The organism is Rhizobium cauense (assembly GCF_019511525.1).
GTDB classification, from domain to species: domain Bacteria; phylum Pseudomonadota; class Alphaproteobacteria; order Rhizobiales; family Rhizobiaceae; genus Rhizobium; species Rhizobium cauense.
In genome coordinates, this window is record NZ_JAEUAT010000001.1 from 163,719 (window position 1) to 177,201 (window position 13,483).

Below are 13,483 nucleotides of genomic sequence, written 5' to 3' on the forward strand. Positions count from 1 at the left end.
CCTAGCCGACCTGCCGAGCATTTCCGGCACGTTTCGCGGAGTATCCGGAGAAGATGTCATGTCTGATACTGCTCAGCGCTCGAACCGTGCGCTCGTCGTCGCCATCATCATGCTGGCCACGTTCATGGTCGCCATCGAGGCCACGATCGTGGCAACTGCGATGCCCAAGATCGTCGGGCAGCTGGGCGGTTTTGCCTATTACAGCTGGGTGTTCTCGGCGTTTCTCCTGGCACAGTCGACGACAACCGTGATCTACGGCAAGCTTTCGGACATCTTCGGGCGCAAGCCGGTTTTGATCTCAGGCATTCTGATCTTTCTTTTTGGCTCGCTGCTCTGCGGCTTCGCCTGGTCAATGACGTCTTTGATCGTGTTCCGGTTGCTGCAGGGATTGGGCGCCGGGGCGATCCAGCCAGTGACAATGACGATCATCGGCGACCTATTTACGCTCGAGGAGCGTGGTCGGGTGCAAGGGTTCATGGCAACGGTGTGGGCTACATCGGCGGTTGTCGGACCGCTCGCCGGCGGCGTGATCGTCGATAGCGTTTCCTGGGCGTGGATCTTCTGGATCAACCTGCCGATCGGCATCGTCTCGATCGTCGCGTTCGCCGTCTTCCTCAAGGAGTCGGTCGCACACAAGCAGGCAGAGATCGACTATCTCGGCGCTAGCCTGTTCTCGATCGCCGTCATCTCATTGCTTGTCATCCTGACAGAGGCAGCGGACGCCGAGGCGTGGGTGCTGGTGCTGCTTGCCGTGGTCTTCTTCGTTACTGCGGGCCTTTTCCTGCGCCAGGAGAAGCGCGCGGCGGAGCCGATCATTTCCATTGCTCTCTGGAGCCGCAGGCTGGTCGCTACCAGCAACGCGGCCACGCTGCTCGCCGGGATGGCCTTGATCGGCCTTTCGACCGTGTTGCCGATGTACGTCCAGGGCGTCCTCGGACGATCGTCGATCGTTGCCGGCTTCACGCTCACCATGCTGGTTGTCGGCTGGCCGCTGGCGGTGATGCTTTCCAGCCGTTTCTTCAAGGCATTCGGGATCCGACGCACGCTGCGGGTCGGCAGCCTGATGTTTCCGTTCGGTGCATCTTTCCTGCTTTTCCTGACGCCGGACAGCCATCCAGCCCTTGCGGGCGCGGGCTCTTTCTTCATGGGCTTCGGCATGGGGCTGATCAGCCTTACCAGTATTGCGCTCGTACAGGACAGCGTCGAATGGTCGATGCGAGGCAGCGCCACGGCATCCATCATCTTCGCCCGAAGCCTTGGCAATACGCTCGGAGCAACCGTGCTTGGCGCCATCCTCAACGCCGGCATCAGCCATTATGCCGCCGGCGACGCCGCGAACTCGCTGCACGATGTCCTGAACCAGCCGAGCGGACTTTCCGAACTGGCCAGCGACCCAGCCATCCGGGCGGTCTTCGATGCCTCGCTTCACTGGACGTTCTGGGGTGTCGCGGTGGTCGCCGTACTGACGTTCCTATCGGCCTGGCTCATTCCGGTGGGACGCGAGCACGGCCGGACATTGGCGGCGGCAGCCGCCAGCGAGGCGTAGCATTAGAACCTCTACCCAGCCTCGTTTGTTGTTCGGAAACGAATAATCCGGCGGACTGAAGTGTCATTTTTCAAGGAACCACTTCGGTTCTCCTTCGTTGGTCTCACATCAATGAAGGAGAATTGACATGCGAAAGACACTTGTGAACTGCACTGTTGCAGCGATGGCGCTCTGTACGTTCGTCGCTCCCGCCATGGCCGAAAGCGTGTTCGTCACGCGTGAACGAGGCTACGACGACTACGACCGGGCGCGTCCCGCAATCACGATCAACGAGCATGGCATCAGGCTCGGCGCAGTACGCGACCGCGACCGCGACCGCGACCGCGACCGGTATTATCGCGATGACTGCTACACAAAGACTATCCGGACTGTGACTGACGATGGCGACGAGGTTACCAAAACCGTACGCCGTTGCAGGTAACCGCGTTCAGCGGCCCTCCAATCTGCCTACCGATGTGCCTGAATGCGGTAGTGACCTCGTCGGACACACAGCAGGAAATGCAGATGAACCAAACCCGACCGCGGTCGGGTTTCCTTTGTGGTTACTCCTCGCCACGAATGCCATCCAGAGGCATCTGAGGGAGCGATTGCAACAAAGTCTGGCGAGCCGAGCGCAGATGAAGTCGACAGGAAAAGTCGATTGCCGCCTGATCTCGGGACTCCAGCGCGGCGATGTAATCGAGATGCTCGTGAATGGCACGTTCGTTGCGTTCGCGAGCAAAGGCCTTGTTCCACTGGTAGTGATAGTGGAAGATGATCGCGATCGCATCGTAGAAGTCGGCGATGAAGCGGTTCCTCGCGGCCCCGTGGATAAGCAGGTGGAAGCGCTCGTCGAGGGCGGAAAACTCCTTGTAGCGCCTATCGAGATCGCGGAGCATCGACTGGTGTTCGGCTTTGATGTCGGACAGCGCGCTCCACGCCTCGCTCTCAGGCGGGAGCTTGCCGAACTCTGCCGCCGAATGCAGCTCGAACATCTCCCGCACGTCAGCGAGTTCAAGCGCAAAGTCACGTGTGAACCCCTTGAGTATCCAGTGACTGTTCGGGCGTTTTTCGATCAGGCCGAACCGCGAGAAACGGATGAGAAACTCGCGAACGCTGGTGGTGCCGGTGCCGATTTCGCGTGCGAGTTCCAACTCGTTGATCTGCATGCCGGGTGCCGCATCATCCGACAGAATGCGCTGCATGAAGCTGCGCTCGATGATGTCGTGAAGCGAGTTCGTTTCTTCCGGGGGAAAGAAATCCGCCTCCGTCGGCAGCCGCAAAACGATCTTCTGACGCTTGTTCCAGCGGATGATCCCTGCGTCGCTGAGCCTTGTCAGGATTGCCCGCGCGGTACTGCGGCTGATCCCCAGCTGCGCCGCAATTTCCGGCTCCGACGGCAATGCCGCGTCTGTGCGCAGGGCGGCGGCATAACGATTGTACGCTTCCTTGAAGACTGTATTCTGCCTGGCCATACGCCACCCCGCCCTCTTGCATCTACAACACGTACCGGTTCGCCGCAGGTGCGGCGCGCAGCGTGGCAGACGCTTATCTCTCAGCAATCCTTATCTTATTTTGGATTGCATGCGGCTGTTTGCCTCCCTCGTCCACAGGATCAATAATCCCGTTGACTTGAAAATGTTTATTGTAGATAAAAAACAAAATCAATGAACATTCGCCGACGCAGCGAGTGTTCCATAGGGAGATGATTTTGACCAAAGACCCTTGGATCATCCTGTCTGCCGGTGACAACGTTGCGGTCGCGACGGCAGCGATCCCCGCCGGCACGACAGTCGCCGGCATAGAGACACGCGAGAAGATCGATCCCGGCCACAAGATCGCATTGGCCGATATTCCGCTCGGCCAACCGGTCGTCAAATACGGCCAGGCGATCGGACGCACGACGGCTGACGTCAAGGCTGGCGACCATATTCACAGCCACAATCTGCACTTCGAGAACGATCGCCTTGCCGCAACCGCCAACTCGGCGCCGGAGGAAGCAAGCGCGGCGGATCGAGCGCGTACGTTCATGGGCTATCGCCGTGCCGACGGCCGCTCGGCGACACGCAACTACATCGGCATCATTGCCAGCGTGAACTGTTCCACCACGGTCTGTCGCGCGATTGCCGACGAGGCCAACCGGACCATCCTCCCGCATTTCGACGGCATCGACGGTTTCGTGCCGATCGTGCACGATCAGGGCTGCGGCATGAGTTCCACCGGCGACGGCATGGCGGTTCTGCACCGGACGCTCGCCGGCTACACAAGGCATGTCAATTTCGGCGGCGTGCTGATGATCGGCCTCGGCTGCGAGGTGAACCAGCTCACGCTCTACGGCCAGAGCGGCGCCGGCAATGCCAAGCGCCATTTCAACATCCAGGATGCCGGCGGCTCGCGACGCGCGGTTGAGCGCGCCATGGGAATGCTGCGCGAGATTGCGCATGATGTTGGCAAGGAAAAGCGCGTGCCGCTGCCGATCGGCGATATCATCATTGGCCTGCAATGTGGCGGCTCGGACGGATTTTCTGGCATCACCGCCAATCCGGCGCTTGGAGTGGCTGCCGATCTGCTGGCGGCGGCCGGCGGCACGGCAATCCTTTCCGAGACCTCCGAAATTTATGGTGCCGAGCACCTGCTGCGAAGCCGCGCTGTCAGCGACGAGGTTGCGCGGAAGCTCGACGACAAGATCGCCTGGTGGGAGAAATATGTCGAACTGCATGGCGCATCGCTCGACAACAACCCCTCTCCGGGCAACAAACGCGGCGGCCTGACCACCATTCTGGAAAAGTCGCTGGGTGCCGTCGCCAAGGGTGGCCGCTCGCCTCTGACTGCCGTCTACGGCTACGCCGAACGTGTCACCGCGCCGGGTCTCGTGTTCATGGACACCCCCGGCTACGATCCTGTCTCGGCGACCGGCCAAGTTGCAGGCGGCGCGAACATGATCGCCTTCACCACCGGCCGCGGCAGTTGCTTCGGCTGTCGGCCGGCGCCGTCGATCAAGCTTTCCAGCAATTCGGCTCTCTATATCGCGATGGAAGAGGACATGGATATCGACTGCGGCACGATCGCGACTGGCGACGCGACGATCAGCGCCAAGGGCCGGGAGATCTTCGATCTGATCATCGACACGGCATCCGGCAAAAAGACGAAGAGCGAAGAATTCGGCTATGGCGATAATGAGTTCGTGCCATGGCATCTGGGAGCAACGCTCTAAATCACACGCACATAAGGTCTTCAGAGGAGGAATGATGAAGACGAGGAGGATAGGCAGGACGGAGCTTGAGGTCACCGAAGTAAGCTTCGGTGGCGCGGCTCTTGGTGGCCTGTATCGGGCCTGCCCGCGCGAGCAGGCCATGGAGACGCTGGCGGCCGCATGGGACAGCGGCATTCGCTACTTCGATGTTGCGCCATGGTATGGCCTGGGCCTTGCCGAGCGTCGTTTCGGCGACTTCCTGCGGGAGAAGCCCGAGACCGAATGGGTACTGTCGACCAAGGTCGGCCGGCTGCTGCGGCCGGTACCGACCGGGACGGTTCCCGACTACAGCTATGCCGATCCGCTCTCCTTCGATGCCGACTACGACTATTCCTATGACGGCATAATGCGCTCCGTCGAATTCAGCTACGCTCGTCTCGGCCTGAACCGGATCGACATCCTCTACGTCCACGACCTCGGCGGATACACGCATGGCGCAGCGAAGAACGCCGTCCTGCAGAAGCAATTCCTGGATACGGGTATCAAGGCGCTCGAGGAACTGAAATCCTCCGGAGCAATCAAGGCCTTCGGGCTTGGCGTCAACGAGATACCCGTCTGCCTCGACGTCATGCGCAATGCCAACATAGACTGCATCCTGATGGCCGGACGCTACACCCTGCTCGACCGATCGGCCGCTGCGGAGCTTCTGCCGCTCTGCCGGAAAAAGGGCACATCCCTCGTCGTCGGCGGTGTCTTCAATTCCGGTATCCTTGCGACCGGACCGGTGCCCGGCTCTCACTTCGACTACATGCCGGCGACAGATGATGTGCTCGCCAAGGTCACCGGCATGGAGAAGGTTGCCGCCAAGCATGGCGTACCTCTGGCTGCTCCGGCACTGCAGTTTCCGCTTCGCGATCCGCTTGTGTCCTCCGTGCTGATCGGCACCGCCAAGGTATCGAGTCTCACGCGCAACATGGAACTGCTGGAGCCTGCCTTGCCGGACTCAATCTTCCCTGAATTCGACTCTCTGACGCTCGTCGCGCCGCCGCTCGGCGAAGACGCAGTGCGTGTTTAAGGACCGACCATGCTTAAAGGTATTCACCCTATCCTAAACCCGGACCTCCTACGCGCCATTGCCCGGATGGGGCACGGAGACGACATCGTTATTGCCGACGCCAACTTCCCTTCGAGCACAATGGGACCGGAAGTCATCCGCGCCGACGGCGTTAGCGCCACCGACATGGCGGAGGCGATCCTGACCCACTTTCCGCTCGATACCTTCGTGCCCGAGACCGTATGGCGCATGGAGGTGGTGGGCGATCCGACCGCCGTGCCTGAAGTTTGCGCGGAATTTCAGGAGATCGTGTCGAGGCGCGCCGGCGATTTCACGATTGCTTCGCTCGAGCGCTTCGCTTTCTACGAGCGTGCTCGTACCGCCGCCTACATCGTCGCGACGACTGAATTCCGGCTTTACGGCAATCTGATCCTGAAAAAGGGGGTCGTCCATCCCGGTGAAGCCTTCACGGGCTGACTCCAAAATGGAATATATATTCTGAGTTGACAGATCAGTGGAACTAATGTTTCACTTCGATTATGGGGCAGGAGCGATTGCGGGGAGGCAATCGGTCAGCAGTACGAGCCAGACGGCGCGAGACAGACTTGCAATTCGCGTTACGCTCGGCTAGCGTCAAAATGTTTTTTATCGATAAAAATCGTCCGCCTGCGTTCAGCGGCACGGTTTCTTGGAGGAGAACGCACCTAGGAGGAGAACCACATGCGCATGAAATCCATTCTGTCGCGCCGAGCCTTTACGGCTCTCGCGGGTGCCGCCGTTATCGCCACCGCAATGCCAATAACGACGTTTGCGGCTGACGTGACGATCCCGATCATCGTCAAGGACACGACGTCCTTCTACTGGCAGATCGTTCTGGCCGGCGCTCGCGCTGCTGGCAAGGATCTCGGCGTCAACGTCCCTGAACTCGGCGCACAGGCCGAATCCGACATCAACGGCCAGATCAGCATTCTTGAGAACGCAGTCGCCGGCAAGCCGGCCGCAATCGTCATCTCGCCGACGGAGTTCAAGGCGCTCGGCAAGCCGATCGATGAAGCCGCCAAGTCCGTTCCGATCGTCGGCATCGACTCTGCAGCTGACTCCAAAGCCTTCAAGTCGTTCCTGACCACGGACAACGTCCAGGGCGGCCGTATCGCGGCTGACGGCCTTGCTGCCGCCATCAAGGAAATGACCGGCAAGGAAGAAGGCGAAGTTGTCATCCTCACGAACCTTCCGGGCGTCGGCTCGCTTGAGCAGCGCCGCGAAGGCTTCCTGGATCAGGTTAAGACGAAGTACCCTGGCCTTAAGGTCATTGCCGACAAGTACGGCGACGGCCAGGCCACGACCGGCCTCAACATGATGACCGATCTGATCACCGCCAATCCGAACCTCGTCGGCGTCTTCGCTTCGAACCTCATCCTGGGACAGGGTGTCGGTCAGGCGATTGCTGAGAACAAGCTTGGCGACAAGATCAAGGTCATCGCCTTCGACAGCGACGACAAGACTGTTGGCTTCCTCAAGGACGGCTCGCTTGCAGGTCTGGTCGTGCAGGATCCCTACCGCATGGGCTATGACGGCGTGAAGACCGCGCTCGCCGTCTCGAAGGGCGAAAAGGTCGAAGAGAACGTCGATACCGGCGCAAACCTCGTGACCAAGGCAAACATGAGCGATCCGAAGATCGACGCTCTGCTGAACCCGAAGATCAAGTAAGGATCTGACGACAGCCGCGCGGGAGAAATCCCGCGCGGCATTTCCTTCGCCTGTGCTATCGTCCGTATGGGAACGCGGATGGCCGGTGGAGAGACGGCAATTCGCGAGGAGGAGACGGCCATGAGCCTGGAAGAGGTCAGTCATCGCCATGATGACAGCGCCAAGCTGAAGGAGGCAGACCGCATTCCGGCGGGCGCCCCGATCCTCGAACTCAAGGGACTTCAAAAGAACTACGGCTACGTTCAGGCGCTGAAGCCAGCGACAGTGACGTTCCTGGCTGGTGAAATTCATGCGATCGTCGGCGAGAACGGTGCCGGCAAGTCGACGCTGATCAAGCTGCTGACGGGGGTTATTACCAGAACGGCGGGCGAGATCCTCTGGTGCGGACACCCGGTCGCGCTGGCAACGCCCAATGAAGCGATCGCGCGCGGCATCAACGCCGTCCATCAGGAAGTCGTTCTCTGCCCACACCTCACGGTGGCAGCCAACCTCTTCCTGGGCGATGAGGTCAACCAGTTCGGCCTGATGCGCAAGAAGGAGATGGAGAAGATGGCACAGGCCGTCCTCGACGATCTCGGCTTCGGGCTGCCGGCCCATGTCTTGCTGAGCGACCTGACAATCGGCCAGCAGCAGCTTGTCGCAACGGCCCGCGCTGCCATGCGCGGCACCCAGTTTCTGATCTTCGATGAACCGACTGCCTATCTCACGCGTCAGGAATCGGCACAGCTCTTCAAGCTGATCCGCCGTCTGCAAGGCGAAGGCGTCACCATTGTCTACATCAGCCACCGCATGGAAGAAGTGTTCGAGCTCGCCGACCGCGTTTCGGTGTTGCGCGACGGCACGCATGTCGGCACGCGAGCGATCGGCGAGACGAACGAAGCCGAACTGATCGCCCTGATGATCAACCGGTCGATCGAGCAGATCTATCACAAGGAAGAGATTCCGATCGGAGAGACGATCCTCGACGTGCGCGGACTGTCCGGACCGGGCTTCGAAAATGTATCGCTCTCGGTGAAAGCCGGACAGATTGTCGGCCTCTATGGCTTGATCGGCGCAGGACGTAGTGAGTTCGCACTCGGCCTCTATGGCCGGGAGAAGACGACGACCGGCGAAATCCATTGGATGGGCAAGAAGGTCGAGATCAAGGACGAGCGCACCGCGATGGAACTCGGAATCGCGCTTGCACCGGAGAGCCGTCGTGACCAGGGCCTTTGCCTGAACTTGCCGATCGGGCTGAACATCAATCTCCCGGTCTTCAAACGGCTGAGCAAGGGGCCGGTCATCAGCCACAGCGAGGAATCGCAGAACGCCGACCAGCAGATCCGCGACCTGGCGATCAAGACACCGAGCCGACGTGTCCTGGTATCGGCGATGTCGGGGGGCAATCAGCAGAAGGTCGTGATCGGCAAGTGGTTGAGCCATGGCGCCCGGCTTTTCATTTTCGACGAACCGACCGTCGGCGTCGATGTCGGCACAAAGGCGGAGATCTACCGCCTGTTCGCCAAGCTTTTGAAGCAAGGTGCGGGGATCATTCTGATCTCATCCTACCTGCCTGAAGTTTATGAACTTGCGGACAGGCTGCATGTCTTCCGCCGCGGTCAGCTGGTCGCGAGCCACGACTTCCACGCAGCAACACATGAAGAAGTGCTGAGCGAAGCGATCGGCGTCTAAAAGAACAAGAGGGAGAGAGAACCAATGACCGTAACCCCCACCGAGATCGCCGCACCGCCGCCGCGCCGGAAAGTGAATATCCTCTTCGGCCTTACTCTAATTGGGCTGCTGGCCTTCCTTTGGATCGTCCTAGGCTTCGTGACTGCCAGTTTCTGGACGCCGCTGAATATCTCGAACCTCCTGCGCCAAGGCGCGATGACGGCGATCCTGGCCCTTGGGCAAACCTTCGTCATCATCACAGCGGGCATCGACCTCTCGGTCGGCGCGATCGTCGGCTTTACGAGCGTCATCCTTGCCTGGCTGCTGCAGGCGGGCGTACCCGTCTGGGCGTCGATCCTGATTACGCTGCTGATCGGCGTCGGCATCGGCGTGTTCCATGGCTTCGGCATTGTCAGCATGGGGTTGCCGCCCTTCATCATCACTCTGGCAACACTGACGTCGTTACGTGGCATCGGGCTTCTGATAACCAACGGGTCAACGATCAACATCGTCAACGAGCCCTTCACGAACTTTGCCCGTGCCGACTTCCTCGGCGTGCCTAGCTTGTTCTGGATGGTTATTCTGGTCGCGGTCCCATCCTACATCTTCCTGCATCTCAGCCGTTGGGGTCGCTACCTTTTTGCCGTCGGCTCGAACCGTGAAGCCGCCCGACTGTCCGGTGTCCGGGTGAACGCCATCATCTACATGGCCTACATTCTCTCGGCGACTTTCGCTGCCTTCGTCGGCGTTCTGCTTGCCTCCCGCATCGCGATCGGCAACGCCACGCAGGCGGACGGATGGGAACTGCAGGCAATCGCCTCGTCGGTCATCGGCGGCACCAGCCTGTTCGGCGCGGTCGGCTCGGTTCACGGGCCGCTGATCGGCGCCTTCATTCTGGCGACCATCAACAACGGCGCAAACCTGCTCAACGTCAACTCGTTCTGGCAGCGCATCATCACCGGCCTGCTGATTATCGTGATCGTCTACTTCGATCAGCTGCGCCGACGCCGCAACCCGTAAGTCGGCTTTTATATGGAGCCGGCCCGGGGCCGGCTTCTTTCATTCCAGGAATGCGAGACCATCATGAAAGCAGTGCTCTGCAAAGAACCCGGTGTCCTCCAACTCGTGGAACGCCCTTCCCCCGGCGCGCCGGCGCCAGGCTGGGTGCGCCTGGCCGTCAGCCATGTCGGCATCTGCGGCACGGACTACCATATCTTCGAGGGCAAGCATCCGTTCCTGGAATATCCGCGCGTGATGGGGCACGAGATTTCGGCGACTGTGCTGGAAACAGGCGACGGTGTTGCCATGGCGGTCGGCACGCCCGTCATCGTCAACCCGTATCTCTCGTGTCGGACTTGCGTTGCCTGCCGCCAGGGCAAGCCGAATTGCTGCACCAATATAAAAGTGCTGGGAGTTCACACCGATGGCGCGTTCTGCGATGAGATCAGCGTTCCGGCCGGCAATCTCTATGCGGCAAAGGGCGTGAGCCTCGAGGCAGCCGCAACGACGGAGTTTCTGGCTATCGGCGCGCACGCCGTTCGCCGGTCCATGGCACCGGCCGGATCACGCTCGCTCGTCATCGGTGCCGGTCCTATCGGGCTCGGTGCGGCGATCTTTTCACGGATTGCCGGGCATGAGGTTGCCTTGCTCGACACCAGCCGGGAACGGCTGCAGATGGCTGCTGATCGGTTTGGCTTTTCCTCGGGCATCGTTGCGGGCGAGGGCGCGGCGGATGCCGTCAAAGCGTTGACGGACGGCGATGGCTTCGACGTCGTTTTCGACGCGACCGGCTACGGTCCCTCGATGGAGAAGGCTTTCAGCTTCGTCGCCCATGGCGGCGCGCTGGTACTGGTCAGTGTCGTGAAGGACGACATTCGTTTCTCCGATCCGGAGTTTCACAAGCGCGAAATGATGGTGATCGGCAGCCGCAACGCGACGCGCGTGGATTTCGAACACGTCGCGGATTCGATCGCCAAAGGCCTCGTCCCCATCCAGCAGTTGATTACTCACCGAACGACGTTGGCAGACGCGCCACGCGACCTGGCGCGGTGGGCGCACGAGAAGAGCGGGCTGATCAAGGCGGTAATCAAGGTCGGCGACTAGGTCGCGTCGATCGCCGACCGCATCTGGCGGACGATATCGGCATCCGTCCGGCTCGTCGTCGCTGCTTCGAAGCCGAAGAGAACGGCACGCGGATCGATGCTTTCGACCTGCGAGCTGCAAGAGCCGTGAACCTCGCTGGCACCCGTCACTCGCAATATCTCGGCAACGTTGCCCGGCCTCACGCCGCTGCCAGGCATGATGGAGATACGGCCCGCCGCCTTTCGGGAAAGCCGATGCAAGGTCTCGAGACCATCCATCGCCTTCGGCACGCAACCAGATGTCAGGATGCGCTCGCAGCCGAGCTCGATCGCCTGGTCCAATGCTGCGTCGGCGTCCGGGACGAGGTCAAAAGCACGATGGAGGGTCGACCCAAGTCCCGCGGCGCGGGCCTTCAGGCGGCCGATCAGCGGCATATCCAGCGTACCATCCGGCCGGTTGGCGCCGATCACGACCCCGGCAAGACCAAAAGCGCGCACGGCATCGATATCGGCCATCATCGCCTCTTCGTCAGCCGCATCGAATACGAACGGGCCGGCATGCGGGCGGATCATCGCATAGACGGGGATGGGTGCGGCAGCGGCCGCCTTCATGAGGCCCGCGACCGGTGTCAATCCGCCGAGCTCCAAGGCGGAGCAGAGCTCGATGCGGTTGGCTCCCCCGGCAATTGCAGCTGCAAGGCCCTGCGGGCTGTCTACGCATACTTCCAGTAAAACGGTCACGTTCGAATCTCCTTCTCCGCCGCCCTCTCTTTAAGCCAACGCACTCGCCTGCGCGACGGGCTCGCAACAATTTTGGCAACGGCATCGATAATCATGGCGCTCGCATCCGCCGACGCTTTCCGATGGTTGAAGGCAATGTGATAGGACATCGGGATATGTTCATCGAGTTCGACGATCCGGACCTTGCCGGCAATCGGCATGGCACTGACACGGCCGAGAAACGAGATGTAGTCGTGATTGGCGACGAGATCGACGATGACAGGCAAGGAATCTGCCGCAGTGATATCCTGGCTTCGGTATCGGCGATTGGCGGCGCGCTCATAGCTCAACGCCATGGCAGCGTGCCCCAGCCCGGTTCGCGAACTCGGCGTGCAAAGGGCGTGATTTTCCAGAAGTTCCGCCACGGTCCGCGCGCGGCTCTGCGGCGGGGCGATAAGCACCATGTTTGTCTGCAGCAGCTCGCGGTGCTGAAATCGCTCCAGACCGAAAACCGAGTCGAGGATTGCAACGTCGATCCGTCCGGATTTGAGAGCTTCGCGCAAATCATCCGCTGTCATCAGCATCAGCGAGATTGCATTCTTGTTGCGGCCGGCATTCCATTCGGCGACGAGCGCACCGAGGCATCGTGCAACCCAACTTTCCGATCCCGTTGGAATTATCGATCCGATGCGCAATGCCCGAGCCGTGCGCTGATAGCGTTCGTCGGCGGACGACTTGAGATCGTTCCATGCCTGATGGATCGCCTGAAAAATGGCGTAAGCATGCCTGCCCTGCTCGGTCATTATCGAACCCTGAGACTGACGCTCGAACAGGCGATGACCCAGCGCATTCTCCAAAGTCGCGATCTGGAGTGAAAGCTGCGGCTGACCGAGTTTCAGTCGCCGCGCGGCGCGATTGATGCTGCCCTGGTCGGCAACTTCAAGAAAACGTTCCATGGTGGCGATCTTGATGGACAGGCGTGATGGTTCGGGGGCTCCCATCCAATCCGCCAGTTCCTCGGCCGACCGCACGATCGGCAGGAGCTTCTCTCGAACGTCGTCGCTGGCAAGAAGTGTCGCAAGCTCGCCCGAGCTGCGCTCGGTCAGCTTGAGCGCAAGCTCGGTCTCAAGGCTGCGAACCGCTGTCGAGACGGTCGACGCCGCAAGCGACAGACGGCGCGCCGTTTCCCTCACCGACCCGGACGAGAGGACATGACTGGCAACAAACAACGTGCCCAGCTGCAAGCGATTTCTCCGTAACAATATGAAAAACCGAACGATATGGTGTGTTCGAGAAAAAAGATATCCCTGCCGTGAAACGGGAAGGTTATCGTTCCCGGCAAGAACAAAACCGGCGTGGCATCAGAACCACTCAAGAGCACCGGATATCCGCGAAAACACACAAGGGAACAAAAACAAATCGCGGCGGCGATGGAAAAGGAAATGCGTTTCCGCGCAAGCGGTTGCATTCCCCACCATAATCACTCCGCGACCGCAAAACTGGAGAGGCCTGCATCGATTTTTCGAACGCGAACGCTATTTCCATCACGCACG

12 protein-coding genes are annotated in these 13,483 nt (G+C 60.5%); 9 read left to right on the forward strand and 3 right to left on the reverse strand.

Annotated elements, in window-relative coordinates; genetic code table 11:
• Nucleotides 1-58 precede the first annotated feature (58 nt).
• Complete coding sequence (locus tag JNB88_RS00835) at nt 59-1,546, forward strand: MDR family MFS transporter (protein ID WP_220353899.1); 1,488 nt, start codon at nt 59-61, stop codon at nt 1,544-1,546.
• Nucleotides 1,547-1,673: 127 nt separating this feature from the next.
• Nucleotides 1,674-1,967: a hypothetical protein gene (locus JNB88_RS00840; RefSeq protein ID WP_220353901.1), complete on the forward strand. Its 294-nt coding sequence runs from the start codon at nt 1,674-1,676 to the stop codon at nt 1,965-1,967.
• Nucleotides 1,968-2,088: 121 nt separating this feature from the next.
• Here the strand turns inward: JNB88_RS00840 and JNB88_RS00845 are convergent, their stop codons facing one another.
• Nucleotides 2,089-3,000 (reverse strand): GntR family transcriptional regulator, encoded by a 912-nt coding sequence (locus tag JNB88_RS00845; RefSeq protein ID WP_220353902.1) that lies wholly within the window; start codon nt 2,998-3,000, stop codon nt 2,089-2,091.
• A gap of 236 nt (nt 3,001-3,236) precedes the next feature.
• Here JNB88_RS00845 and JNB88_RS00850 point away from each other — a divergent pair, with 236 nt between their 5' ends.
• The 7 genes from JNB88_RS00850 (at nt 3,237) to JNB88_RS00880 (ending at nt 11,232) form a co-directional block, all read left to right on the forward strand.
• Nucleotides 3,237-4,739 carry a UxaA family hydrolase gene (locus tag JNB88_RS00850; protein ID WP_220353903.1) on the forward strand — a complete coding sequence of 501 codons (1,503 nt, stop codon included), beginning with the start codon at nt 3,237-3,239 and terminating at the stop codon, nt 4,737-4,739.
• A 34-nt stretch (nt 4,740-4,773) separates the two neighbouring features.
• Entirely contained in the window at nt 4,774-5,793 is a 1,020-nt protein-coding gene (locus tag JNB88_RS00855; protein WP_220353905.1) for an aldo/keto reductase, read from the forward strand.
• Between the two features lie 9 nt (nt 5,794-5,802).
• Nucleotides 5,803-6,249 carry an RbsD/FucU family protein gene (locus JNB88_RS00860; RefSeq protein ID WP_037138019.1) on the forward strand — a complete coding sequence of 149 codons (447 nt, stop codon included), beginning with the start codon at nt 5,803-5,805 and terminating at the stop codon, nt 6,247-6,249.
• Between the two features lie 243 nt (nt 6,250-6,492).
• The gene (locus tag JNB88_RS00865) at nt 6,493-7,479 is read left to right on the forward strand and encodes an ABC transporter substrate-binding protein (RefSeq protein WP_220353906.1); all 987 of its coding nucleotides are present in this window, start codon (nt 6,493-6,495) and stop codon (nt 7,477-7,479) included.
• Between the two features lie 120 nt (nt 7,480-7,599).
• Nucleotides 7,600-9,150, forward strand: a complete 1,551-nt coding sequence (locus JNB88_RS00870; protein WP_037138043.1) for a sugar ABC transporter ATP-binding protein — start codon at nt 7,600-7,602, stop codon at nt 9,148-9,150.
• Nucleotides 9,151-9,174: 24 nt separating this feature from the next.
• Nucleotides 9,175-10,149 carry an ABC transporter permease gene (locus tag JNB88_RS00875; protein WP_037138017.1) on the forward strand — a complete coding sequence of 325 codons (975 nt, stop codon included), beginning with the start codon at nt 9,175-9,177 and terminating at the stop codon, nt 10,147-10,149.
• A gap of 63 nt (nt 10,150-10,212) precedes the next feature.
• The gene (locus JNB88_RS00880) at nt 10,213-11,232 is read left to right on the forward strand and encodes a zinc-binding alcohol dehydrogenase family protein (protein WP_220353908.1); all 1,020 of its coding nucleotides are present in this window, start codon (nt 10,213-10,215) and stop codon (nt 11,230-11,232) included.
• Here JNB88_RS00880 and JNB88_RS00885 read toward each other — a convergent pair.
• Both JNB88_RS00885 and JNB88_RS00890 read right to left on the reverse strand, forming a co-directional pair.
• Nucleotides 11,229-11,951 (reverse strand): copper homeostasis protein CutC, encoded by a 723-nt coding sequence (locus tag JNB88_RS00885; RefSeq protein WP_220353909.1) that lies wholly within the window; start codon nt 11,949-11,951, stop codon nt 11,229-11,231. The two genes, JNB88_RS00880 and JNB88_RS00885, sit on opposite strands and share 4 nt — an antisense overlap.
• Entirely contained in the window at nt 11,948-13,174 is a 1,227-nt protein-coding gene (locus tag JNB88_RS00890) for a LysR family transcriptional regulator (RefSeq protein WP_220353910.1), read from the reverse strand. Before JNB88_RS00890 ends, JNB88_RS00885 begins: the two co-directional genes overlap by 4 nt.
• Between the last annotated feature and the right edge of the window lie 309 nt (nt 13,175-13,483).

Coding starts and splice junctions, on each gene's coding strand:
- JNB88_RS00835 (WP_220353899.1), top strand. CDS start 59: ATGTCTGATACTGCTCAGCGCTCGAACCGTGCGCTCGTCGTCGCCATC.
- JNB88_RS00840 (WP_220353901.1), top strand. CDS start 1,674: ATGCGAAAGACACTTGTGAACTGCACTGTTGCAGCGATGGCGCTCTGT.
- JNB88_RS00845 (WP_220353902.1), bottom strand. CDS start 3,000: ATGGCCAGGCAGAATACAGTCTTCAAGGAAGCGTACAATCGTTATGCC.
- JNB88_RS00855 (WP_220353905.1), top strand. CDS start 4,774: ATGAAGACGAGGAGGATAGGCAGGACGGAGCTTGAGGTCACCGAAGTA.
- JNB88_RS00860 (WP_037138019.1), top strand. CDS start 5,803: ATGCTTAAAGGTATTCACCCTATCCTAAACCCGGACCTCCTACGCGCC.
- JNB88_RS00865 (WP_220353906.1), top strand. CDS start 6,493: ATGCGCATGAAATCCATTCTGTCGCGCCGAGCCTTTACGGCTCTCGCG.
- JNB88_RS00870 (WP_037138043.1), top strand. CDS start 7,600: ATGAGCCTGGAAGAGGTCAGTCATCGCCATGATGACAGCGCCAAGCTG.
- JNB88_RS00875 (WP_037138017.1), top strand. CDS start 9,175: ATGACCGTAACCCCCACCGAGATCGCCGCACCGCCGCCGCGCCGGAAA.
- JNB88_RS00880 (WP_220353908.1), top strand. CDS start 10,213: ATGAAAGCAGTGCTCTGCAAAGAACCCGGTGTCCTCCAACTCGTGGAA.